Source organism: Arthrobacter sp. Leaf234, assembly GCF_001422665.1.
Lineage (GTDB): Bacteria > Actinomycetota > Actinomycetes > Actinomycetales > Micrococcaceae > Arthrobacter_D.
Map to the genome: position 1 here is coordinate 424,305 of NZ_LMLU01000001.1, position 23,615 is coordinate 447,919.

The 23,615-nt window shown below is 69.2% G+C and carries 23 protein-coding genes and 2 tRNA genes; 15 read left to right on the top strand and 10 right to left on the bottom strand.

The annotated features are described in order from the left end of the window. Positions 1-67 precede the first annotated feature (67 nt). The 5 genes from ASF21_RS01940 to ASF21_RS01960 all read right to left on the bottom strand — a co-directional run bounded on the left by ASF21_RS01940 (position 68) and on the right by ASF21_RS01960 (position 3,890). Positions 68-766 (bottom strand): potassium channel family protein, encoded by a 699-nt coding sequence (locus ASF21_RS01940; RefSeq protein WP_235498623.1) that lies wholly within the window; start codon positions 764-766, stop codon positions 68-70. After that, the gene (locus ASF21_RS01945) at positions 759-2,141 is read right to left on the bottom strand and encodes a TrkH family potassium uptake protein (protein WP_055766054.1); all 1,383 of its coding nucleotides are present in this window, start codon (positions 2,139-2,141) and stop codon (positions 759-761) included. The genes ASF21_RS01940 and ASF21_RS01945 overlap by 8 nt, the downstream gene beginning before the upstream one ends. A gap of 153 nt (positions 2,142-2,294) precedes the next feature. Further along, positions 2,295-2,903, bottom strand: a complete 609-nt coding sequence (locus ASF21_RS01950; RefSeq protein ID WP_055766057.1) for a flavodoxin family protein — start codon at positions 2,901-2,903, stop codon at positions 2,295-2,297. 67 nt (positions 2,904-2,970) lie between these two features. Continuing rightward, a complete protein-coding gene (locus ASF21_RS01955; RefSeq protein WP_055766059.1) occupies positions 2,971-3,639 on the bottom strand; it encodes a haloacid dehalogenase type II in 669 nt (222 codons plus the stop codon). Then, on the bottom strand, positions 3,639-3,890 hold the full coding sequence (locus ASF21_RS01960) for a DUF2630 family protein (RefSeq protein ID WP_055766063.1): 252 nt from the start codon (positions 3,888-3,890) through the stop codon (positions 3,639-3,641). Before ASF21_RS01960 ends, ASF21_RS01955 begins: the two co-directional genes overlap by 1 nt. 158 nt (positions 3,891-4,048) lie before the next feature. Between ASF21_RS01960 and ASF21_RS01965 the strand changes: the two genes are divergently transcribed. The 4 genes from ASF21_RS01965 to pstS all read left to right on the top strand — a co-directional run bounded on the left by ASF21_RS01965 (position 4,049) and on the right by pstS (position 6,647). Then, positions 4,049-4,122: transfer RNA gene (locus tag ASF21_RS01965), tRNA-Val, on the top strand. A gap of 187 nt (positions 4,123-4,309) precedes the next feature. Further along, positions 4,310-5,107: an SDR family oxidoreductase gene (locus ASF21_RS01970; protein ID WP_055766065.1), complete on the top strand. Its 798-nt coding sequence runs from the start codon at positions 4,310-4,312 to the stop codon at positions 5,105-5,107. A 100-nt stretch (positions 5,108-5,207) separates the two neighbouring features. Further along, complete coding sequence (locus tag ASF21_RS01975; protein WP_055766069.1) at positions 5,208-5,429, top strand: hypothetical protein; 222 nt, start codon at positions 5,208-5,210, stop codon at positions 5,427-5,429. A 111-nt stretch (positions 5,430-5,540) separates the two neighbouring features. After that, on the top strand, positions 5,541-6,647 hold the full coding sequence (pstS, locus tag ASF21_RS01980; protein ID WP_055766073.1) for a phosphate ABC transporter substrate-binding protein PstS: 1,107 nt from the start codon (positions 5,541-5,543) through the stop codon (positions 6,645-6,647). 79 nt (positions 6,648-6,726) lie between these two features. Here pstS and ASF21_RS01985 read toward each other — a convergent pair whose 3' ends face one another. Further along, positions 6,727-7,266 (bottom strand): SRPBCC family protein, encoded by a 540-nt coding sequence (locus tag ASF21_RS01985; protein ID WP_321166889.1) that lies wholly within the window; start codon positions 7,264-7,266, stop codon positions 6,727-6,729. A gap of 215 nt (positions 7,267-7,481) precedes the next feature. Here ASF21_RS01985 and ASF21_RS01990 point away from each other — a divergent pair, with 215 nt between their 5' ends. Both ASF21_RS01990 and ASF21_RS01995 read left to right on the top strand, forming a co-directional pair. Beyond that, a complete protein-coding gene (locus tag ASF21_RS01990; protein WP_055766079.1) occupies positions 7,482-7,976 on the top strand; it encodes a Dps family protein in 495 nt (164 codons plus the stop codon). A 228-nt stretch (positions 7,977-8,204) separates the two neighbouring features. After that, on the top strand, positions 8,205-8,939 hold the full coding sequence (locus ASF21_RS01995) for a GAF and ANTAR domain-containing protein (protein WP_055766082.1): 735 nt from the start codon (positions 8,205-8,207) through the stop codon (positions 8,937-8,939). Between the two features lie 89 nt (positions 8,940-9,028). On the opposite strand, the gene ASF21_RS02000 is transcribed toward ASF21_RS01995, so the two are convergent. Beyond that, complete coding sequence (locus ASF21_RS02000) at positions 9,029-9,748, bottom strand: FadR/GntR family transcriptional regulator (protein WP_055766085.1); 720 nt, start codon at positions 9,746-9,748, stop codon at positions 9,029-9,031. A gap of 251 nt (positions 9,749-9,999) precedes the next feature. Here ASF21_RS02000 and ASF21_RS02005 point away from each other — a divergent pair, with 251 nt between their 5' ends. The 3 genes from ASF21_RS02005 (at position 10,000) to ASF21_RS02020 (ending at position 12,985) form a co-directional block, all read left to right on the top strand. Continuing rightward, on the top strand, positions 10,000-10,518 hold the full coding sequence (locus ASF21_RS02005; protein ID WP_055766088.1) for a gluconokinase: 519 nt from the start codon (positions 10,000-10,002) through the stop codon (positions 10,516-10,518). A gap of 33 nt (positions 10,519-10,551) precedes the next feature. Further along, entirely contained in the window at positions 10,552-11,952 is a 1,401-nt protein-coding gene (locus tag ASF21_RS02010; protein WP_055766091.1) for a GntP family permease, read from the top strand. A 241-nt stretch (positions 11,953-12,193) separates the two neighbouring features. Further along, entirely contained in the window at positions 12,194-12,985 is a 792-nt protein-coding gene (locus tag ASF21_RS02020) for an SDR family NAD(P)-dependent oxidoreductase (RefSeq protein WP_055766097.1), read from the top strand. Between the two features lie 24 nt (positions 12,986-13,009). Here the strand turns inward: ASF21_RS02020 and ASF21_RS02025 are convergent, their stop codons facing one another. Further along, a complete protein-coding gene (locus ASF21_RS02025) occupies positions 13,010-13,753 on the bottom strand; it encodes a LysR family transcriptional regulator substrate-binding protein (RefSeq protein ID WP_055766100.1) in 744 nt (247 codons plus the stop codon). A 70-nt stretch (positions 13,754-13,823) separates the two neighbouring features. Between ASF21_RS02025 and ASF21_RS02030 the strand changes: the two genes are divergently transcribed. The 4 genes from ASF21_RS02030 to ASF21_RS02045 all read left to right on the top strand — a co-directional run bounded on the left by ASF21_RS02030 (position 13,824) and on the right by ASF21_RS02045 (position 20,751). Next, the gene (locus ASF21_RS02030) at positions 13,824-14,216 is read left to right on the top strand and encodes a DUF5997 family protein (protein WP_055766102.1); all 393 of its coding nucleotides are present in this window, start codon (positions 13,824-13,826) and stop codon (positions 14,214-14,216) included. A 584-nt stretch (positions 14,217-14,800) separates the two neighbouring features. After that, complete coding sequence (locus tag ASF21_RS02035) at positions 14,801-15,616, top strand: hypothetical protein (RefSeq protein ID WP_055766105.1); 816 nt, start codon at positions 14,801-14,803, stop codon at positions 15,614-15,616. Beyond that, complete coding sequence (locus ASF21_RS02040) at positions 15,613-17,229, top strand: DNA polymerase Y family protein (protein WP_235498624.1); 1,617 nt, start codon at positions 15,613-15,615, stop codon at positions 17,227-17,229. The genes ASF21_RS02035 and ASF21_RS02040 overlap by 4 nt, the downstream gene beginning before the upstream one ends. Before the next feature lie 102 nt (positions 17,230-17,331). Then, the gene (locus ASF21_RS02045) at positions 17,332-20,751 is read left to right on the top strand and encodes an error-prone DNA polymerase (RefSeq protein ID WP_055766108.1); all 3,420 of its coding nucleotides are present in this window, start codon (positions 17,332-17,334) and stop codon (positions 20,749-20,751) included. A gap of 36 nt (positions 20,752-20,787) precedes the next feature. Here the strand turns inward: ASF21_RS02045 and ASF21_RS02050 are convergent, their stop codons facing one another. Together ASF21_RS02050 and ASF21_RS02055 are read right to left on the bottom strand one after the other, a co-directional pair. Continuing rightward, complete coding sequence (locus ASF21_RS02050; protein WP_055766110.1) at positions 20,788-21,825, bottom strand: M14 family zinc carboxypeptidase; 1,038 nt, start codon at positions 21,823-21,825, stop codon at positions 20,788-20,790. A gap of 150 nt (positions 21,826-21,975) precedes the next feature. Next, positions 21,976-22,058: transfer RNA gene (locus ASF21_RS02055), tRNA-Leu, on the bottom strand. 317 nt (positions 22,059-22,375) lie between these two features. Between ASF21_RS02055 and ASF21_RS02060 the strand changes: the two genes are divergently transcribed. Next, on the top strand, positions 22,376-23,116 hold the full coding sequence (locus tag ASF21_RS02060; protein ID WP_055766113.1) for an FhaA domain-containing protein: 741 nt from the start codon (positions 22,376-22,378) through the stop codon (positions 23,114-23,116). Next, positions 23,113-23,601 carry an FHA domain-containing protein gene (locus tag ASF21_RS02065; RefSeq protein WP_055766116.1) on the top strand — a complete coding sequence of 163 codons (489 nt, stop codon included), beginning with the start codon at positions 23,113-23,115 and terminating at the stop codon, positions 23,599-23,601. Before ASF21_RS02060 ends, ASF21_RS02065 begins: the two co-directional genes overlap by 4 nt. Positions 23,602-23,615: the final 14 nt, after the last annotated feature.

The following is a 23,615-nucleotide window of genomic DNA, read 5'->3' on the forward strand; positions in this document are numbered from 1 at the left end:
GTTGTTCGTCCGACCGCCCACCCGGTCACCGCCGGAGGCCGGATGCCCGGGGCCCCGATGCCGCGCCTCAGAGGAGCGCGCTGAAGAGTTCCGCCTTGCGCGTGGGCCCCGCCACGATGATCTCGTCGTCGTCGTACAGGGTGGTCTGCGCCGTCGTGTGGTCCCACGCCCCGCCCTTGCGCTTCACGGCGACGACCGTGATGCCGTACTTCGCCCGCAGTCCCGTGGTCCCGAGCTCACGGTCCCAGTACTCCCGCGGCGGACGGGTCTTGACCATCGCGAAGTTGTCCTCGAACTCCACGTAGTCGAGCATCGTGCCGCGCACCAGGTGTGCAACGCGCTTCCCCATGTCGTGCTCGGGCCGGATGACCCGCTCCACCCCGAGCTGCGAGAGGATCTGCGCGTGCGGTTCGCTGATGGCCTTCGCCCACAGGGTGGGGCGGTCGAAGCGCAGGAGGATCGACGTCGTCAGGATGCTCGCCTCGAGGTCGCTGCCGATCCCGACGACCACGCGGTCGAACTCCGGCAGGGAGAGCTGGCGCAACGCCTCCTCCTTGGTGGTGTCCGCCCGCACCACGTGCGTCAGGAGACCGTTGAAGGACTGCACCACGTCCTCGTCGACGTCGATTCCGAGGACCTCGGTGCCGGCTGCCTCGAGCTCGAGCGCCAGTGCACCCCCGAAGCGACCGAGCCCGATCACGGCGACGGATTCTGCCGCGGCGATCGCCTCGATGGGCCGGGAGGAGAAGATGCGTTGCCTAGCCAATGAGCGGCCTTTCCTTGGGGTATTCGAAGTAGAGCGGCTTGGAGCGGAGCGCGAGCGCCGACGCGAGGGTGACCGGCCCGAGGCGGCCGGCGAACATCACGAGGATCAGCACCACCTGCCCGGCCGGCGGGATGGCCGCGGTGATGCCGGTCGACAGGCCCACCGTCGCGAAGGCCGAGACGACCTCGAAGAGGACCCTGTCCAACCCGAAATCGGTGGTGAGCATGAGGAACATGGTTGCGGTGATGACCAGCCCGACGGCGAGCAGGACGATCGAGATGGCCTGGCGGTGGGTGGACCGTGGCAGGCGCTTGCCGAACACGTTGACGGCCGTCCCCCCGCTGATCTCGGTGTAGAGGATGAAGAACAGCACGCCGAAGGTGGTGATCTTCAGGCCACCGGCCGTACCCGCCGGTCCTCCGCCGATGAACATCAGCACGTCCATCGCGAGCAGCGTGACCGGGTTCAGCTGCGCGAAGTCCACGCTGTTGAAGCCCGCGGTGCGCGTCATGGTGGACTGGAAGAAGCCTGCGAGGAGACGTTCCTCGGGTCGGAGGGCGCCGAGGGTATCCGGATTCGACCACTCGACGGCGGTGATGAAGACGGTGCCGACCACCAGCAGGATCACCGTGCCGCCCAGGACGAGCTTGGTGGTGGTGTGCCACCTCCGCGGGTACCTGATGTGACGGCGCAGCTCGAAGAGCACCGGGAACCCGAGTCCGCCGATGATGACGGCAGCGCAGACGGGCAGGCAGATCCAGGGGTCCCCGGCATAGCCGACGAGGTTGTCGCTGAAGAGGGCGAACCCGGCGTTGTTGAAGGCCGAGACCGAGTGGAAGACCCCCAGCCACGCCGCCTCGGCCGGGCCGTATCCGTAGCGGAGCGCGAACCGCACGGCGAGCACCACGGCGGTGACGAACTCGACCAGCAGGGTGATGCGCAGGACGCCGAGGAGCACGTTCCGGACGTCGCCGAAGCCGACGCTCCGGGTCTCCGCAGCCGCAGACACCCGGGACCGGAGACCCATGCGGCGGGCCAGGAGGACGCCGAGGAGCGAGGCGAAGGACATGATGCCGAAACCGCCCAGCTGGATGAGGGCGAGGATGATGACGTGTCCGGCGCCGGTCCAGTACACGGGCGTGTCCACGACGATCAGGCCGGTCACGCACACCGCCGACGTCGCGGTGAACAGGGCCTCGAGGAACGTGGCACCGCCGGCGCCCCCCTTCGACGTAGGCAGCATCAGCAGCAGGGTGCCGACGAGGACGGCGCCGGCGAACCCGAGCACGATCACCTGGGCCGGATGACGGGGGGCGAGCTGCGCGGCCCGGGCAGCGGCACCCCGAAGGAAGGGGCGGGCACCCGAGGCGACCACTGCGGCGGCGTCCCTGAGGATCTCTCTGCTCGACCTCACGGGATACTCGGGCCTTCCGGGTTCATGGGACTGCCGCGGACGTTCCGCACCAGTCGCCCAGTCAACCCGACGCGGGTCCCTCCGGCCCGCCTCTTTACGCGTTCTTGATACCGCCTACTCGAGCGGGAAGTTCTCCCGGCGCAGCAGGGTGGCGAGGTGTTGGGCGTTGCGCACCACGCCCGCCGTCGTGATGGCGACGGCATCGGGCACCTGTGCGAGGTCCTTGAAGTCGACGGCCTGCATCGCCTCGCCCACCCAGTACGTCGAACCCTGCGACGGGAGCGAGAACCCGATGTCGTTGAGGCCCTGCATCATGTCGGCGATCGTCTTGTGGGCGCCGTCCTCGTTGCCCACGACCGCGACGACGGCCACCTTCCCGGCCATGACGGGCCGGCCCTCCTCGTCCGTCTCGGCGATGTCCGCATCGAGCCGCTCCATGACGCGCTGCGCGAGGCTGGAGGGGTGCCCCACCCAGATGGGCGTGGACAGCACGAGGATGTCCGCGGCGAGGATCTTCTCCCGCAGCACCGGCCACTCGTCGCCGTCGCCCATGTCCTTCAGGACTCCCGGCGCCACGTGGTGGTCGACCACCCTGGCGCTCGAGGTCCCGATGCCGCGGGCCGCGAACTGGTCCAGGATGTGCTGGGCCATGAGGTCGGAGCTCGACGGCTCGGGAGACGGGGTGAGGCTGCAGACGAGGGCGAATGCGGTGAGGTCGCTCATGGTTCTCCTTCGAAGGATGCGGACCGGGTCCGAGCCGCTGCGTCGGCCACGGGCGGGGAGGCCGGTGTCAGGTGCGGAGGGCCGACAGCAGATCGGCGAGCTGCGTCACCTCGTGATCCGGGGGCACCATGGCGGAGGGGTAGGGCGCGGCATCGCGGTTCAGCCAGGCGGTCCGGAGGCCGGCGCGCGAGGCGCCGTCGATGTCCCAGGGGTGCGCGGCGACGAGGACGACCTCGTCCGCGCGCCGTCCCAGGGCGGCGAGGGCATGGGTGTAGGCCCCCGCGGCAGGCTTCCAGCCCGGCCCGTCCTCGACGGACAGGACCGCCGAGAAGGCGTCCCGGACACCGGCGCGCCCGAGCAGGTTCGACGCCGTCGCCGCCGCACCGTTGGTCAGGGTGGCGAGCTCGAGACCGGCCTCCTCGAGACCGCGGATGCCCTCGACGACGTCGGGGTGGACGGGCAGCTGCTGCATCGCGGTCAGGATGTGGGCCACGGCGTCGTCGACGTCCCGGTTGAGCACCTGATCCGCGAGCACCACCCGCAGGGCGCCCTCCGCGACAGCACGGAAGGCGGGGTTCTCCCCCGCCGCCGTGAGCGCGAACCCGTCACGGAGGACGGTGGCGAACCACAGCCCCGCCAGCTGCGGCGGCGCTCCGATCTCCTCGACGTGCTGGGTCATCCGGCCCATGTCGGAGAGGGTCCCGTTGACGTCGAACAGCACGAGGGGCAGGGCCATTACTGGCGGTACCCCTCCACCTGGCTGACGGGCCGGGCATCGGCGTCGGCGGGGTTCTCCCCGGCGTCGGCCTTGGCGCGCCGCTGCCGGAGGAGGTCCCAGCACTGGTCCAGGTCCTCCTCGACCTTCTTCAGCCGCGTCGCGTGGTCCTGGTGCGCTGCGCCGTCACCGGCGTCCTGGGGCTGGTCGCGGAGCTCGTGCTCCTCCTGCACGAGTGCCTGGATGCGCTGGAGGATGTCCTGGTCGTCCATGGTGAAGTCCTTTCGTGGTCGGAGCGCCGGCACGGCCGGCCTTTTGTTCAGGCTACTGACGGCCCGGAACGATGACCAGCATCCGCCGGGCCGCCGCGGCCGGGCCGGGCGGAATTTGGCGCCACGCCGCGATGCCCTAAGCTGTTGGAGAACCAATTGCCTGTGTAGCTCAGTCTGGTAGAGCATCCGCTTCACACGCGGAAGGCCCGGGGATCGAGGCCCCGCGCAGGCACGAGGACATCCAGCAGAAGGCCCGTACCGATCCGTCGGTGCGGGTCTTCCGCGTATCCACCCCCGTTCGTCCCCGGCGAACACCTCGCTGTCCCCACCCCAGGACCCCCGGGCAACCGTTCCGGGTGTCCTGCCGCGCCCCGGAGATTCTCCTTGCGGGCTCTCCGCAGCCGTGCGGAGGATGGAGCATGAACTTCACACCCAGCTCAGCAATCGTCACCGGCTCCGACTCGGGGATCGGCCGCGCCACCGCCGTCGCCCTCGCGACGGCGGGATGCAACGTCGGCGTCACCTGGCACTCCGACCAGGAAGGCGCCGAGGAGACCGCGCGGCTCGTCCGGGCGCAGGGCGTCACGGCCGCCGTCGCGCAGCTGGACACCACCGATGCACCTGCCTGCGGGGACGTCGTCGACCAGCTGGCGCGAGAGCTCGGCGGCCTCGACGTCTTCGTCAATAATGCCGGCGTCAACGGCGGCACCCTGTTCATGGAGACCGACTGGGACACCTGGCGCGGCACCCTCGGCGCGAACCTGGACGGAGCCTTCGTCTGCATCCAGCGGGCCGCCCGGCACATGATCGACGGCGGGCGGGGCGGGCGCATCATCGCCGTCACGAGCGTGCACCAGGAGCAGCCCCGCGTCGGATCAGCCGCGTACGACGCCTCCAAGCACGGCCTCGGTGGCCTCATCCGGACCATCGCCCTCGAACTCGCCGACCGCGGCATCACCGCCAACGCCGTGCTGCCGGGCGAGATCAACACCCCCATGAACGATTCCGAGGACCAGGACCCCCGCACCATGGATCGCCCGGGTATCCCGCTCGGCCGGCCCGGAGCGCCCGAGGAGATCGCCGACGTCGTCGCCTTCCTCGCATCGGGCGCCTCCAGCTACGTCAACGGCGCCTCGTTCGTCGTGGACGGCGGGATGCTCCTCATGGGACCGCAGGCCGGTTCACACCTCACCAGCGGGGAGTGGCGCACGCTCTGACCACGCAGGGGCAGGTGGAGGAAGAACTTTCAGGGTGCGTTCATGCCGCGTTCAGCGGCCCTGGCTACCGTGGGGATCCCGCCACCCGAAAGGCCACGCCATGGACACCTCGCCCATCCCCGCCACCGAGCCCGAGGCCCAGGACTGGTCCGGCTTCAGGCGAGGTGAACGCATCACCCTGCACCACCCGGCGGGCACCCAGCTCCGCGGCGTCCTGGACATGCGGACCGACGACGCCTCCATCGTCTGGATCCACCTCAATGACGGCGCCGGAAGACGACTCGTTCACCGGGCCGACGGCTACCGGCTGCACCGGGGCTGACGCCCCGGAAGGGCCGCGGTCGACCTCCCCGTCCATCTGCCGTCCACCTGCCGTCCACCTTGGGGCAACCTTCCCGCCACCTGTAACGTAGCTCCGGTGAGAAGCCGCGCCATGTCCCTGCCCATCGCCGCCGTCGCCGTCGCCGTCGTCGTCGGATCGGCCGCCTGCGGTTCCGACTACCCGCTGGGTGCGGAGCAGGAGGCAGCGGCGCAGCGTGGGGATGCGAGCCTGCAGGGCGCCGTGACCGCCTCCGGGTCCTCCGCGCAGGGACCGGCGATGGACGCCTGGCGCTCGGGCTTCGCCACGCTCTACCCGAAGGCACAGGTGCAGTACTCCCCGGACGGCTCGGGTGCGGGCCGCGGTGCACTGCTCGCGGGGGCCGTCGGCTTCGCCGGCTCCGACGCCTACCTGAGCGACGAGGAGCTCGCGGACTCCGTGGAGGCGTGCGGTCCGGAAGGAGCCTTCAACATCCCCGCCTACGTCTCCCCGATCAGCATCGGCTTCAACCTGCCCGGCATCACCCAGCTGGACCTCGACGCCGACACGGTGGCACGGATCTTCCGGGGGGAGATCACCACCTGGGACGATCCGGCGATCGCCGCGCAGAACGACGTCGCCCTTCCGTCCCTGCCGATCTCCGCCGTCAGCAGGTCCGACGACTCCGGGACCACCGAGAACTTCACGGACTACCTGCACGCCGTGGTGCCCGGGATCTGGACCGACGAGCCGGACGGCGCCTGGCCCTCGGGACTCGAAAACGAGAACGCCAAGGGCAACGCCGGCGTGGTCAGCACCGTCGCCGGGACCGTCGGTGCAGTGACCTACGCCGACGACTCCTCCGTCGGTGCTCCGCTCGGCCGAGTGGCGCTGAAGGTCGGCGACGACTACGTCCCCGTGAGTGCGGAAGGCGCGGCCGCCGCCGTCGACCTCGCCGCACGCGTCCCGGGCCGGGCCGACCACGATGTCGCCCTCGACCTCGACCGCACCACCACCGCCGCGGGTGTCTACCCGCTCGTCCTGGTCTCGTACCACGTGTACTGCAGCCGCTATGAGAACCAGGCCACCGCCGATGTCGTGCGCGCCTTCGGGACGTACGCCGTCAGTCCGGAGGGCCAGGCCGAGGCCGCCGAGGCCGCGAAGAGCTCCCCGCTCTCGGCCGAGCTGTCGCGGCAGGCCACCGAGGCCATCGCCACGATCGAGGTCGGGGAGATCCCCTAGCCGCACGAAAGGGCGGACCCCCGGGGGGATCCGCCCTTTCGCCGTGCAGCACCGCAGTTCCTGCGGCCGTCCTCCCGGATCAGCCGACGCGCGGGCCGCCCGAATCCGGGTCGTTCGTGGACGTGTCCGGCAGCGTGCTGTTCGCCGGGATCGCGTCCGTGGTCCCGCCGGTGGGCGGAGCCTCGACGTCCCCGCGCCATGCGCCGGTCTCGCCGCCGCTCTTCTCGATGAACTCCTTGAAGCGCTTGAGATCACCCTTCACCTGCGCGGTGTCGGCGTTGACCACCGCACCGATCTTCTCGGTGAAGGTCTCCGGGTGCCAGTCGATCTGCACCATGAGGCGTGTGGTGTTCTCGTCGAGGCGGTGGAAGGTCACCACACCCGCATGGGACTCGCCGTCGGTGCTCTTCCACGCCACGCGCTCGTCCGGGTGCTGCTCGGTGATCTCCGCGTCGAACTCGCGCTTGACGCCGCCGATGCTCGTCACCCAGTGGGTGTGGGTGTCCGAGGTCTGCGTGATGGAATCGACGCCCCCCATGAACTGCGGGAAGCTCTCGAACTGCGTCCACTGGTTGTAGGCCGTGCTGACCGGTACTGCTACGTCGATAGATTCCTGCACTGAAGCCAAAGCGTTCCTCCTTCGTAGACTCCGGGGGCCGTGCATAACCCGTTTCCGGGTACAGCGCACGGCCGAACCGTAAGTTCCCTTAGCGTAGGCAGATCGGTTGGATTTGGCCAACGCGCGGGGCTAGTGTGAAAGGAGTCCACCCGGCAGGAATCGGCACGTCCGATGCGCCTGCGGGAGGCGGATATTTCTCTAGCACTGGAGGATTCATGAAGGCTTCACCCACCCTCACAGACAACATGCAGGCTGTCCTGGTCGACCTCATCGAGCTCCACCTGCAGGGCAAGCAGGCCCACTGGAACGTGGTCGGCAAGAACTTCCGCGACCTCCACCTGCAGCTGGACGAGATCATCGACGACGCCCGCGCCTTCGCCGACGAGATGGCGGAGCGCATGCGTGCGCTGCACGCCGTTCCCGACGGACGCAGCGTCGCCGTCGCCGAGGGTACCAAGATCGATCCCTTCCCGGCCGGCCTCGTCTCCACGAAGGACACCGTGGGTCTCGTGGTGCGCATGCTGAACGCCTCCGTGAAGACGATGCGCGACGTGCACGACCAGATCGACGAGGAGGATCCCACCACCGCGGACCTGCTGCACGGCTTCATCGCCAAGCTCGAGCAGTATGCGTGGATGGTCGACGCCGAGAACATGGAACCCACCGCCGAGGTCGTCACGCCGGTCGGTACGGATCACGCCACGGTCTGACCCGCAGGACCCGGTCCCGTCAGGAGGGGAGGCACCCATCGGTGCCTCCCCTCCCCTGTCGGGGCGCGGGGGCCTGCCTCTTGTACTATGTAGGCTGACTAATGGTCTAGCAGAAGGCCGATCACACATGCCCTGGGGCTGTGTCTCGGTTCCAGAGGACGTCCGGACGCCCTCGACGGGTGCGATGCACATGCCGCCCGGTGGCTGGACGAAACGGGATCAGAATCCATGGCCGACCAGGTCGCCGGGCAGAACCTCACCGATCACCTCCGGGACCTCCTCCTCGTCAGCGACGACGTCGAGGAGTTCCTGAGCGAGTTCACGCGGTTCGCGGCATCCCGACTGTTCGAAGGAGCCGCCGAGACCCCGTGCGGCATCACGCTGCTGCGCAACAAGCATGCCGGCACCGTCGCGAGCAGCAACGCGCAGGCCCGGGAACTCGACGAACTCCAGGCCTCGTTCAGTGAAGGGCCCTGCCTCACGGCCTGCGACGAGCAGCGGACCGTCCTGGTCGCCGATACCAGCACCGACGAACGGTGGAGCGACTATCTCGCGCAGGCCGCAGGGCGGGGCGTCGGTTCGATCCTGGCCGTGCCCTTCACCCTCCGATCCGGTGCTCGTGCCGCGCTGAACGTGTACGCGGCGGACCGGGGCGGCTTCGCAGCCGAGGACGTCGCGACGGCCGAGGCCTTCGTCGCCCAGACCTCGAAGGCGCTGACACTCGCGGTGCGGCTCGCGCAGCACGCCGATTCCGTGTCCGACCTGAAGTCCGCGATGAAGTCCCGCACGGCGATCGACATCGCGATCGGCATCATCATGGCCCAGAACCGGTGCAGCCAGGCGGAGGCCTTCGCCATCCTGACGACGGTGTCCAGCAGCCGCAACCAGAAGGTCCGGGACATCGCCGCCTCGGTGGTCGCCTCGATCGGGCAGGTGGAACCGGAGACCCACTTCGACCCTTGAGTGTCCGCCGTCCGAGGCCCGTCCGGCGTCCTTTTGTCCGGACCTCGTGCCCGCATCGGCCTCGATCGGAATCGACCCCGATCGACGCCCTACTCGATGGCGCTGCGCACTTCGGCCAGGAGCGACGCCATTCCCGTCTCAGCCGCGGTCGGATGACCGCTGCTGATCGCCTCGGCCACCTGCTCGTGGGTCCGGAGGGCATGTTCCTTAGGATGGTGCGGCATGAGTCCCTGATGCGTCCGGCCGGAGAGCACCTCCGCGATCACCCCCTGGAGGGCGAGGAACATCTCGTTGCCACTGGATTCCAGGATGAGCGTGTGGAACTCGATGTCCACGGCCAGGAACTCCTCGAGGTCGCCGTTCTCGCCGAGGCGGCGCAGGTCGCGTCCGAGGTCCAGGAGTCGCAGCCGCTGGTCGGACGAAGCATGCTCTGCCGCGAGCGCTGCCGCCACGGGTTCGACGGCGCGGCGAAGATGCGTCAGCGAGCGGAACTGGCCGGCGCGGCCCGGCCCGTTCAGGCGCCACCGGATCACCCTGGCGTCGTAGACGTTCCAGCTCGCCGGAGCCTGGACCACGAGTCCGAGCCGTCGCTTCGGCACGATCAGGTGCATCGATTCCAGGACCCGCATGCAGTCGCGCACGACGGTGCGGGAGACGCCGAACCGCTGCTGGAGACCCTCGATGGTCAGTCGGGCGCCCTCGGCCAGCACGCCGTCGGTGATGTCCTGTCCGAGCGCGTCGATGATGTGGGTGGTGAGGACGGTCGCCGCACCCGCGTTCCTCCCGGCCGGAACCGGCTGCGCCGTCATGGTCCTCCTCGATGTGCTCCGGCGGCTCCGCCGGTCGTCCCACTCTAGAGCGCACGACGGAACAAAAGTAGTACCTTTGCTCGCCCAAAGGTGTTACCTTTGCTGTGCACCACGCGGAGCCGTGACCTGCCGCACACGGCTCGCCAGGGTTCGCCGCGGCGGAGCCGCACAGCACCGCACCGCACCGCACCGCACCGCACCGCACCGCACCGCACCGCATCGCATCGCATCGCATCGACGAGGGAGTCAGTATGGACGCGCACCCACACCACGTGGTCGTGATGGGGATCTCCGGATCCGGCAAGACGACCATCGCCACCCGGATGGCCGAACAGCTCGGCTGGGTCTTCGCCGAGGCGGATGATTTCCACCCACCAGCGAACATCACGAAGATGACGTCGGGCATCGCGCTCACCGACGAGGACCGCTGGCCGTGGCTCGAGTCGATGCGGGCATGGCTGACGGAGCAGGCACACGCGGGGCTGAGCACCGTCGTGACCTGTTCGGCCCTCCGACGGTCCTACCGTGACGTCCTCACCGGGGCGGACGGCGACGTCCGCTTCGTGCACCTCCTCGGCGACACCGACCTGATCCTGGATCGGATGAAGACGCGGAGCGGCCATTTCATGCCCGAGTCGCTCCTGCCCTCGCAGATCAGCACCCTCGAGCCCTTGGAGCCCGACGAGCAGGGCGTGCGCATCGAGAACACCGGCACGCCCGCCGAGGTCGTCGCCGAGGTCATCACCCGGCTCGACCTGCACAGCACCTAGTCCCCCACCCACCCCGTTCAACGGAGAACCACCATGCCCATCGAAGGCTGGACCCAGAGCCTCACCGCCGGTCCACTCCTCCTGATCGCCGCAGCCGCGATCGTCGTCCTGCTGTTCCTGATCATCAAGCTCCGGATCCACGCGTTCGTCTCGCTGATCATCATCAGCCTCGTGACGGCCTTCGCGACCGGGATCCCCACCTCGCAGATCGTCACCGTCCTCGTGGGGAGCTTCGGCTCGACCCTGGGCGCCGTCGCGCTCCTCGTGGGACTCGGCGCCATGCTCGGCCGCCTCGTCGAGACCAGTGGCGGGGCGAAGGTCCTCGCGGACTACCTGATCCGCGTCTTCGGCGAGAATCGTGCGCCCTTCGCGCTCGGCGTCGCCTCCCTGATCTTCGGCTTCCCCATCTTCTTCGACGCCGGGCTCGTGGTCATGCTGCCCATCGTCTTCTCCGTCGCACGCCGGCTCGGCGGGGGTGTCCTGCGGTACGGCCTGCCCGCAGCGGGTGCCTTCTCCGTGATGCACATCTTCGTGCCGCCGCACCCGGGACCGGTCGCGGCGTCCGAGTTCTTCGGAGCGAACGTGGGCATCGTGATCATGGTGGGCCTCGTCGCGGCCATCCCGACCTGGTACGTCACCTCCTACCTCTACGGGATCTGGGCCGGGAAGAAGTACGTGCTCCCCGTGCCCGAGCTCCTCGGCACCGCGGACGAGCACGCCGAGGCGAACCCCCCGAAGTTCGGCACCGTCGTGGGGATCCTCCTGCTCCCACTCGTCCTGATCTTCCTCAACACGGGACTCAATACGGCGGCCCGCTCCGGCGCCTTCGACGAGAGCCTCACCGACCAGGCCTGGTTCCAGGTCCTCCGTACCATCGGGGAGACCCCCGTGGCCCTGCTCATCTCGCTGCTGGTCGCCTCCTACGTCCTCGGGCGCAGGCGCGGGATCGACAAGACGGTGCTCGAGAGCACGCTCGAGGCCGCACTCGGTCCCGTCTGCTCCGTCATCCTCATCACCGGGGCCGGCGGCATGTTCGGTGGAGTACTCCGGACGAGCGGTATCGGTGACGCCCTCGCCGACGTCCTCGGGGACCTCGGCATCCCGTTGATCGTCGCCGGGTTCCTCATCGCCGCCATCCTCCGCATCGCCCAGGGCTCCGCGACCGTGGCCCTGACCACGGCGGCAGGACTGATCTCGCCCGCGATCCTCGCCGGCGACTACAACGCGCTGCAACTCGCAGCCCTCGTGGTCGCCGTGGCCGGCGGGTCGGTCGTGGCGAGCCACGTCAACGACTCCGGTTTCTGGCTCGTGGGCCGATTCCTCAACATGGACGTCAAGACCACCCTGAAGACCTGGACGGTGATGGAGACGACCATCGGCGTCATGGGCTTCGCCATCGCTGCAGCGGTCTTCTCCCTCGCCTCCCTCGGCTGACGCGCGAACGACGTCGACAGGGGCCCGTCCGCGACCTGCGGCGGGCCCCTGTCACGTCGTCGTGCCGTCCGCGTAGCAGGTGATACCGCGGATCGGGGGACGGATCGACGCCTTGTGCGCGTGGACGGACGGATGCCACCGTCGATGACGGGTCATCAGGACCCGTACGGTCTGGGCGGGAGCGATCCCGACGGCGGACCGGTGGCCGATGCGTGACGAGCGGACGAGGAGTGGATGACCCATGGATGCACCGGGGGCAGGAGCCGCGATGCAGCGGTTCGAGGACAGGGTGGTCATCGTGACCGGGGCCGGATCCGGCATCGGCGAGGCGACGGCACGGCGGTTCGTCGCCGAGGGCGCCCGGGTGGTGCTCACCGATTCGGTCGCCGAGAAGATCGACGCCGTCGTGGCCTCGCTGCCCGAGGGCCGGGCGGTGTCACTTCCCGCGGACTCCTCGGACTACGACCAGGTCGCGGCCATGGTGCAGGCCACCGTGGATCGCTTCGGACAGCTCGACGTCCTCGTCAACAACGCAGGGACCATCACGCAGGGCACGGTGCAGGACACGAGCGTCGAGGACTGGGACCGCGTGCTCGGTACCGACCTCTCCGGCGTGTTCTACGGGACGAAGGCGGCCCTGGCCCACCTGCTCGACAGCAGGGGCTGCATCGTGAACGTCTCCTCCGTGTCCGGACTCGCCGCCGACTGGCGCATGAGCGCCTACAACGCCGCCAAGGGAGGCGTCAGCAATTTCACGCGCGCCGTGGCCCTCGACCACGGGCGCGACGGCGTCCGCGTCAATGCCGTGGCCCCCGGCTTCGTCTGGACGGAGCTCACCAGCGAGGACGGCGAGCCGCACGAGCTCGACGACGAATTCGCCCGACGCATCGCCCTCGGGCGCGGAGGGCTCCCTGACGAGGTGGCAGCAGCCATCACCTTCCTCGCGAGTGACGACGCCCGGTTCATCACCGGCGTCGTCCTCCCGGTGGACGGCGGCACCATGGCCAGCAACGGACAGCCCGCGCAGGCCTGACCGGGAGCGGGGCGGACCCGCCTGCTAGCGGCGCTTCCCCCGGGAGCCCGATGGCCGGGACTGCTTGTTCTGCGGTGTCCTGCCGCCCCTCTGCACGGACCCGCCCTTCCGCGCCGTTCCCCCTCCGGTGGTCTTCGAGGCGGTGCCGGCGTTCTTCGCCGACTTCTCAGCGGCCTTCTTGGACGCCGACTTCTTCGGCGCCTCCCGCTGGGATGGCTGGCGGGAACTGCGGGCCGTCCTGCCGCGGACGATCCCGATGAACTCCTCGACATCGTCGGACTCGTCCTCCACACGCCACGCGATCCCGATCGTGGTGGTCGCGACGCCCTCCACCGGGCGGTGCACGGCGTCCTTCCGCGCGTGGAGGCGGGCGAGGGACATCGGGAGGATCACGACGCCGGCGCCCGAGGCCGCGACCTCCACCGCCGTCCTCGGACCGCCGCACTCCGCGACGTCGAGCAGGGTCTCCCCGTCGAGCTCCCCGGCGGGGATGTCCTCGTAGAGGGACAGCTCGTTCTCCCGGGACATCACGGCAACGGGCTGTTCCTCGTACAGGGGGATCAGGTGGATCCCCTCCCTGTCCACGGGCAGGCGGACGAACACGACGTCGTCGGCCCCCTCCAGCAGTGCCACCAGGGCGTCGGCGTCGTGCTGATGCAGGTCAAGGGGGACGGCCGGGTGCCGCTCACGCCAGCGGGCCACCCACTTGCCCGGCGTGACGCCCGGCACGAAGCCCACGGAGAGGTTTCGGGGCTGATCGGTGGACACCTGATCACAGTAGCGCGTGGCGGGAGCGGCCGATCATGGCTGCCTGCCGCACGACCGTTAAGCTGGATCCATGACTCCCGCGAAGACGCCCCAGACCCTGAAGCCCGCCACCGCGGCCAAGAAACTGGGAATCTACCTGCCCGCCGCGCCCCAGGACTTCCATGAGACCGAGCTGACGCGCGCGGAGTTCAACGAGCTCCAGCAGACACCCCCTGAATGGCTGGCCGAACTGCGCCGCACCGGGCCGCATCCGCGCCCCGTCGTCGCCCAGAAGCTCGGCATCTCGATCGGGGGACTCGCCCGGGGCGGCATCACCGACCCCCTGACGAGCGAGGAGATCACCACCCTGCTGCTGGAGCCGCCGGCCTGGCTGGTCTCGGAGCGGTCCACGCAGGCGGCGGTGCGTGCGGAGGCGGCACGGGTCAAGGAGCGCGACGCCGCGCGCACGGCCTCCGACGCCTGACCCTCCTGCGGGGAGCACCGCGGCCCCTGCCTGACCCGGGCGTGTCCCAGGAGTGAGGATCGAACGCCGCCCGGCTGCCCTGCCTGCATGGCTGCCGGCCATCGGGTGCAGGTCGGCTGACGCCCATTGACTCCTGCTCGCCCGTTCATCTGCGTGCCCTCGTACCTGCCCGGTCGCCTGTCCGCCTGGCCTCGTGCCGCTTGCCTGCCTGCCCTTCGTACCTGCCCGCGTGCCGCTTGCCTGTCTACGTGCCCGGGCGCCTGTCCGCCTGACCTCGTACCGCTTGCCTGTCTGCGTGCCCGACCGCTTGCCCTCTGCCTCCGGAAGCGGAAGCCCCATGAGCGCGTCCTGCTCGTCCTGCTGTCCTGCGGCTCCGGACGGTCGCCATGGCCTTCCCGGGTGCCGCCGACGCAGGATCGTCAGAGGCCCTTCCTACCATCGAGTTCTCCGCCGAACCGCTGCGGACCTCCCTGCCGAGGAGGCCCGACCCGTTCCCGAGGAGAGTCGCGCCTACCATAGGAGAGGCACATTCCCATGGAGGCGCGCCGATTGACTTAATCGAACACGTATTCGAATATTAACGGGTGACGCCTCCACCTGCCGGCCATGCCCTCGAATGGGATGAGCCCTCACCCGACCTCGGGGGACCGTCACGTCCGGAACCCACCGGCCGTCAGGGTGGGTCCGCGGCCGAGATCGCCCTCGGGCTCCAGTCCCGCATCAACAGCATGCAGGCCGTCACGCTCGATTCCCGGCGGCTGCCCACGGTTCCTGCCCTCGCCCGGATCCTGCCGGGCGGAGGTCTCCAGTCCGGCGGCTCCTACGCCGTCCGCAACTCCACCTCCCTCGCCATGGCCCTGCTCGCCGGCCCGTCCGCGACGGGCGCCTGGTGCAGCGTCATCGGCCTGCCTGACTTCAGCGTCGAGGCGGCCCAGGGCTTCGGCATCAACCTCGAACGCCTCATCCTGGTGCCGGACCCGGGATCACAGTGGCTCACCGTCACGGCTGCCCTCGTCGACGTCGTCTCGATCGTCCTGACCAGGGCGCCGGAACACCTCGCCCCCACCGAATGGGCCAGGCTGAAGGCACGGCTCCGCCAGCGAGGCGCAGCACTGATCACCCTGGGGTCCTGGAAGCAGAGCGATTCGACACTCGGCGTGGCGGAGAGTGCCTGGGAGGGCCTGGGCTCGGGGACGGGACACCTGAGGTCGCGGCGCATGAAGATCACCGCGACACAGCCCTCGGGCCGGCTGCGCCACGCCTATGTGGGGCTGGCCGACCTGCAGGGCACTCCGACGGGCGGATCCGCGCCCTCGGCCGCGTACACACCGGGAGCACCGGGAGCACCGGACTCCGGCACTCACACCCTCTTCGAACCCCAGCTGGTGAGGTCCTCGTGACATCGGCCCTCCCAGCCCTGCCCGCCGGTTCGGCCCACGCCACCCGGACCCTGATGTTCTGGTGCCCCGACTGGCCTATCACCGCGGCCCTGCGTGAACACGCCCTGCCCGCCGAGACGCCCCTCGCCCTCGTGGACCGTGGTGAGGTGTTCGCATGTTCCCCTGCCGCGCGGCAGGACGGCGTGAAACGGGGACTGCGCATCAGGGAGGCCCAGGCCCGCAGCACGAACCTCGTCCCCCTGCCCTACGACCCCTCGCTCGATGAACGCACCTTCGAACCCGTGACCACGGCGGTGGAAACGATCATGCCCGGCGTCCAGGTCGTCCGCCCGGGACTCTGCGCCGTCAGGGCCAAGGGCCCGTCGCGGTACTACGGCAGCGAGTCCGAGGCTGCACGCGTGGTCTTCCGGACCCTCGCCGCCATGGGACTCACCGACGTGCGGATCGGGATCGCCGATGGGCCGTTCGCTGCCGAACAGGCGGCCAAGGCCACCGATCAGCTGGACGACGACGTCGAGCAGCTCCTCGTCATTCCAGCGGGCCGCTCGGCCTGGTTCCTCGGCAGCTACCCGCTGGAGATCCTCGAACAGCCCAAGCTCACCGTGCTGCTCAAACGCCTCGGCATCCGTTCGCTCGGTGACTTCGCGGCCCTCAGGGCCTCCGACGTCCGCAACCGCTTCGGCATCGAGGGAGCCCTCGCGCACCGCCAGGCCAGTGGGCTCGACCACCGCAGTGTCGTGGCCCGCACACCACCTCCCCACCTGGACACCGTCGCTGATTTCGAGCCGCCCCTCGCCCGGATCGACCAGCTCGCCTTCGCCTTCCGGTCACGGGCGGGCGAGTTCGTCGACACTCTCCGCGAGGCCGGGCTCGTCTGCACCGCGCTGCACGTCTCGCTGCACACCGAATCCGGTGAGGCTTCCGAGCGCCGCTGGCAGCACCCGCGCTGGTTCGATGCCGACGACGTCGTGGACCGCGTGCGCTGGCAGCTCCAGGGGACCAATGCCTCCGACCACGGCCTCACCTCCGGCATCACCCGCGTGCAGGTCGTCCCCGAGATCGTGGAGAACCTCAGCGACCACGCCGACGGGCTCTGGGGTACGGGCCCGGACGAGGGGATCCATCACGGCCTGGCCCGGGTGCAGAGCATGCTGGGCCATGGTGCCGTGCTCACCGCGATCGTCGCCGGCGGGCGTCTCCTGGCCGACCGCCGGGTCTTCGTCCCCTGGGGGGATGCACCCGCCGGTCAGCAGCAGGCGGCCGCAGTCCCCCTGAAGGATCGGAATCAGCCCTGGCCCGGCCGTCTTCCAGGGCCCGCCCCCGCCACCGTGCACGCCGAGCCGGTTCCCGCGGTCGTCGTCGACTCCCGCGGCAACACCGTGGACGTAGACGCCCGCGGACTCCTGAGCGCCGACCCCGCCTTCTTCAGCACAGGTCCGGACGGCGGCCGGCACGCGGTGCACTCCTGGGCCGGACCGTGGCCCATCAACGAACGCTGGTGGGACCGGAAAGGCCGGGTGCTCGACCGGTTCCAGTTGGTCGACCAGTCAGGATCTGCCTGGCTGCTGCTCCTCGAGGACCATGCCTGGTGGGTCGAGGCCGGCTACGACTGACGGCCCGCCCTGCCTCGGACACCAGCGGGAGCATGGCGGGGCACCACAACGAAGAACACCACGCAGCACGCACAGCACGCACAGCCGGGACAGGGGGACGCCATGGGCTGGAACAACCCACCCATCCCGTGGTCGGACTTCGAGCGGAACCTGTCCGACACGCGTCCGGGAGCTCCACCCCTCGGGGCCGACGGCGGTGACAGCCCCGCCTGGTCCCGCAAACGCCAGCCCTACACCGCACCGGTGGAGGCCTCCGCTCCCGAGGGTCCCGTGGTGCCTTACGCGGAACTGCACGTCCACTCCAACTTCAGCTTCCTCGACGGTGCGTCCAGCCCGGAACACCTCGCGGAGGAGGCGCAGCGGCTCGGCCTGTCCGGCATGGCGCTGACCGACCACGACGGCCTGTACGGCGCTGTCCACTTCGCCGAGGCCGCCGAGAAGTATCCCGGGTTCTCCACCATGTACGGGACGGAACTCTCCCTCGAACTGTCCAGGCCGCAGAACGGGGAGGCCGATCCCGAAGGACGCCACCTGCTGGTCCTGGCCCGGGGATCCGCGGGCTACCACCGCCTGTCCACGGCCATCACGGAGGCACAACTCGCCACCGATGCGGAGAAGGGCAAGCCCCGCTACGACCTGGAGAGCCTTGCGGGCCATGCCGCCGGCCAATGGATGATCCTCACGGGGTGCAGGAAGGGGACCGTGCGTTCAGCCCTCGTCGCGGCGGGGGAATCCGCAGCAGAAGCGGAGCTCCGGCTGCTCGTGGACCTGTTCGGGAAGGAGTCCGTCGCCGTGGAACTGACCGATCAGGGCAATCCGCTGGACACGGCCCACAATGACGTGCTGGCCTCGATGGCCGCCCGGCTGTCACTGCCCACCGTGGCCACCAACAACGTGCACTACGCCACGCCGAAGCAGCACCGTCTTGCCTCGGCCCTCGCCGCGGTCCGCGCACGGCGGAGCCTGGACCAGATGGACGGCTGGCTTCCCGCAGCAGGGGCCGCCCACCTGCGCAGCGGGGTCGAGATGGCGCGCCGCTTCAGGGCCTATCCCGGCGCGGTGGAGCGCACCGTGGAGATCGCCGCCGATCTCTCCTTCACGCTCCGCAGCGTGAAACCCGGTCTGCCGAACATCGACCTGCCGGAGGGCCATACCCAGATGAGCTACCTGCGCGAGCTCGTCTGGCAGGGGGCGGACAAGCTCTACGGGAACCGTGCGGATGTCCGGGAACGGATCGAGCGCGAGCTCGAGGTGATCGAGGACAAGAACTTCCCCGGGTACTTCCTGATCGTCCACGACCTCGTGCACTACGCGCGTCGCAACGGGATCCTCTGCCAGGGACGGGGGTCGGCCGCCAATTCGGCGGTCTGCTACCTGCTCGAGATCACGGCTGTCGATTCCATCAAGTACCAGCTCCCGTTCGAACGGTTCCTCTCCAGCATGCGGGACGAGGAACCGGACATCGACGTCGACTTCGATTCGGACCGCCGCGAGGAGGTCATCCAGTACGTCTACCGGAAGTACGGACGGTTCAACGCCGCACAGGTGGCCAACGTCATCACCTACCGTCCCAAGTTCGCGGTCCGCGACATGGCCAAGGCCCTGGGGCACAGCCCGGGCCAGCAGGACGCATGGTCCAAGCAGATCGAGCGTTGGGGCGGGCTCGTTTCGAGCGACGACCACGACATCCCGGAGTCGGTGGTGGGCCTGGCCCAGGAGGTCCTCAGATTCCCGCGCCACATGGGCATCCACTCGGGCGGGATGGTCCTGACCGATCGACCGGTGGGAGAAGTATGCCCTATCGAGCATGGGCGCATGGAGGGCCGGACCGTCCTGCAGTGGGACAAGGACGACTGCGCCTGGATGGGACTCGTGAAGTTCGACCTGCTGGGCCTCGGGATCCTCGCTGCGATCCAGTACAACTTCGACCTCGTGGAGCAGCACTTCGGTGAGACGTGGGAGCTGCACACCATCCCCAAGGAGGAGCAGGGCGTGTACGACATGCTGTGCTTCGCGGATTCCGTCGGGGTGTTCCAGGTGGAGAGCCGCGCCCAGATGGGGATGCTCCCGCGCCTGCTGCCACGCCAGTTCTACGACCTCGTGATCGAGGTGGCACTCGTACGGCCCGGACCCATTCAGGGCGGTGCCGTGCACCCCTACATCAAGCGGAAGATGGGCGAGGAGGAGGTCCGGTACATCCATCCCGACCTCAAGCCCGTGCTCGAACGGACGCTCGGGGTGCCCCTCTTCCAGGAGCAACTCATGCAGATGGCCATGGTGGTGGGTGGCTGCTCCGGAGCGGACGCCGATCTCCTGCGCCGGGCCATGGGGTCCAAGCGCGGCGAGGAGCGGATCGATTCCCTGAAGGCCAAGCTGTACGAGGGCATGGAGTCCAACGGCATCACCGGCCCCGTCGCCGATGCCATCTACAACAAGATCCACGCCTTCGCGAACTTCGGCTTCGCGGAGAGCCACTCGATCAGCTTCGCCCTGCTGGTCTACGTCAGCGCCTGGCTCCGGCTCCACTACCCGGGGGCTTTCCTCGCAGCGCTCCTGCGTGCACAGCCCATGGGGTTCTACTCACCCCAGACCCTCGTGGCGGATGCGCGGAGGCACGGTGCCGTCGTCCTGCGCCCGGACATCCTGCACTCGGGCGTCCACGCCGACCTCGAGCCGCTGGAAGGGTACGAGCCGCCGGAGGACCCCCGGGAGCGGACCACCGGCATGGACTGCTGCACGGAGGACGAGCAGCCCCCGGTCGGGTACTTCGACCGTGACACGCCCTTCGACTCGACCCCGCACCGCCGTGACGGCAACTACGCGGTCCGCCTGGGGCTCGCGAGCGTGGAGACGCTCGGGCTGAAGCTGGCAGAGAAGATCGTCGCCGAACGGGAGCTCAACGGGCCCTACGAGGACATGCCGGATCTCGCGCGGCGGACCGGGGCGGATGCGGGCCAGCTCGAGGCCCTTGCTGCCTCGGGCGCCTTCGATTCGATGGGTCTGACCCGCCGGGAGGCGCTCTGGAACGCCGGACCCGCCTCCACGGAACGTGAGGGCCAGATCAAGGGGACGGCGGTCTACATCCAGCCCCCGCTGATGCCCGAGCTCTCGGACATCGACAAGGTCGGGTCGGATCTCTGGTCCACGGGCATCACTCCTGACGACCACCCCGTACGCCATGCCAGGGAACGGCTGAAGCGCCGGGGTGCCCTGACCGCCGTCGAACTGAAGACCTCCGAGTCGGGACGGCGGGTCGAGGTGGCGGGTGTCGTCACGCACCGGCAGCGCCCCGCGACGGCGAGCGGCATCACCTTCATGAATCTCGAGGACGAGACCGGCCTGGTCAACGTCATCTGCTCGGTCGGTGTCTGGCAGCGGCACCGCAGGGTGGCCCGTGAGGCGAGCAGCGTGATCGTGCGCGGCGTGCTCGAGCGGTCCTCGGAGGGGATCGTCAACATCGTGGCGGACCGCATCGAGGTGCTGCAGCTGAAGGCGACCACGAAGTCCCGCGACTTCCGCTGACCGGTGCAGGTCGGCGGAAGCCGCGGGGCAGGACCGCTACTCGGTGTCGCGCGTGGTCTGCTCGGCGAGCGTGTCCCAGAACGAGGTGTCCGCCGTATCGATCGAGCCGTCAGCGATGGCCCGCGCCGTGGCATCGAGCGTGGTCACCGTCTGCTTGATGAGGTAGCCGTTGCTCTTCTGCCCGAGGACCGCGGACTCGTTCGTGTTGTCGGACATGCCGCGCATCTCGAACAGCAGCGTCGAGATGCCGTACTCGACGGCGATGCCGTTGCGGCTGATCGTCTCGGCCGAACCGCCCACGTAGCGGCCGAGGTGGCCCCAGCCCGTCGAATCCACGGCATCGAACACGACGGCGCCCAGACGCTTCGACCCCTCGACCACGTCGGGATCGGCATTCGGCGTCGTGGGGAAGAGGATCGACCCCGAGACCAGCTCGCCGTCGCGCTCGCTCTGCGTGCCCTGGTGGTGCAGGTCGATCATGTAGTCGATGCCGTAGACGCCCAGCACGTTCTCGTGCAGCGCCTGCGTCTCCGGCTGGATCTTCGCCACGTGGTCGCGGTTGAGGTCCGTCCCGGTCGCGTTGGCGCGGGTCAGGGTCCTGCCACCGTCGGCGATGTACCCGTCGAGGGGGAAGTCGACGTCTCCCATCGCCCCGTCCGGGTTGAGCATCGGGACGACGAGGATGTTGACGCCGTCGAGCACGCCCTTCGTCTTGCCGGTCCCGAGGTGCTTGATGTATTCGAGCGCCCCCTCCGTGGTCAGCTGCTCGTTCCCGTGCTGCTGGGTCAGGTAGAGGATGGTGGGATTGTCCGGGTCGGAGATGTACTTCGCGAGATAGAGATCGCGTCCCTTGACCGACTGCCCGATCACCTTCAGCTCCATGGCCGGCTGGCGTGCATCCTGTTTCTTCAGTTCCGCGACCATCTCGTCGTACGTGCGCAGGATCGACGTGTTGATCGTCTCGTTGCCACCGTAGTTCGGGCCTTCACCGACGGCTACCGCCGGAGCGGCGGCAGCTCCGGACGCAAGCAACGCTGCGAGCGACAGGGCGGCGACTGTTCTGGATGTCTTCATGATCGAGCTCCTCCTGAGTGGGTGCGATGCACTCAGTGAACAACCGACCGTTGCTTGTGTCAATCAACTTGGCGCCGACTTCGGCCACTGGCCCGAACGCAGGAAGGGCCCCCGCTGAGCGGAGGCCCTTCCCGATGTACCACTTCACTGTGCGCGAGGGGGGATTTGAACCCCCACACCCTTTCGGATACTGGCACCTGAAGCCAGCGCGTCTGCCGTTCCGCCACTCGCGCAATTCGAGATTCCAACTCCGTGCGCCAGGCGCAGGTGTTTGAACAGCAGAGACAAGCATAGCCGAGCGCCACCGCAATCACCTAAACCGCACGGAGCAGGGAGCACGACGGCGACACCGGGCCCGAGCGCGCGCCGGGCGATCGTTAGGACAAAGTGATCCGGGCACCGCCACCCTGGAGCCCATTCCCGGAGGCTCCCAGTAGTATCGGAGGGAACATGCCCGGCTGGACACTGCCGTCAGAAGGACCGGGTGAAGCCCCCAGCAGACCGCTGGCAGGGCCGAGGCCACAGGGCGGCACAGGGGAGGAGGCGGACGATGGGCATTCTGGACAACGTGGAGCGCGGGCTCGAAAAGCTGGTCCGCGGTGCCTTCGCCACGGGTTCCAAGTCCCAGGTCCAGCCCCTCGAGATCGCGAGTGCGCTCCGCAAGGAACTGGACACCCGCTCCCTCGTTCTCGCGCAGGGCCGAACACTGGCTCCCAACGTCTTCACCGCGCGCCTCTCCGACTCCGACTTCGAACGAGCACAGCAGTGGGGCTCGGCCCTGGCCGAGGAACTGTGCGACGTCGTGATCGCGCACGTCAACGGTCAGCAGTACACGCTGCAGGGTCCGGTCCGCGTCTCGTTCGAGCACGACCAGGATCTGAAGGCAGGCGTCTTCGAGATCGATTCCTCCATCGAGAAGGAGGCGGCTGCGCGGCGGCCGGTCGCCCCGTCCGCTCCGGCCGCGCCGCGGCGCCAGCCCACCCGCTACCAGGCCGTCCTCGACGTCGACGGCCGGCGCTACTCCCTCAACTCCCCGTCGGTCGTGCTCGGACGTTCGTCAGAGGCGGACATCCTCGTCGACGACACCGGTGTGTCCCGGCGCCACCTCGAGATCCGCAGCCAGGGAGGCCGCACCTACGCCGTCGACCTCGGATCCACGAACGGGAGCTACGTCAACGGCCAGCGCGTCGACGGCCAGGCCGAACTGACGGATGGCTCCATGATCACCATGGGGCGGTCGCGTCTGACCTTCCGGCTCGTCCAGGCACAGAGCGAGGGCGGCCAGCGATGAGCGAAGCCGGCGAGCTCACCGTCACGCTCCTGCGCTTCGGGTTCCTCATCCTCCTCTGGATCCTGGTCCTCAGTACGGTCGGCGCCCTGCGGCGGGATCTCGTGGTGGGCCGACGCAACAAGGTCGGTACGCCCACCGCCCGGGAGATCCGCAAGAACCCGGAGCTCGTCGAGGAACCTCCACCCGCGCGGGCCGCCGCCCATCGACTGGTCGTCACCGAGGGACCGCTCACGGGAACCACCCTCGACCTCGCCGCAAGCCCCATCCTGCTCGGTCGGGCGCAGGAGGCGACGCTCGTCCTCGAGGACGACTACGCATCCGGCCGCCATGCACGACTGTTCCCGCAGGGCAGCCGCTGGTTCATCGAAGACCTCGGATCCACCAACGGGACGTACCTCGGCGGTGCCCAGCTCACGCGTGCGCTGCCCGTCGAACCGGGCGTCCCCATCCGGATCGGCAAGACGGTCATCGAATTGAGGCCGTAGGAGTGCGGCTTGCC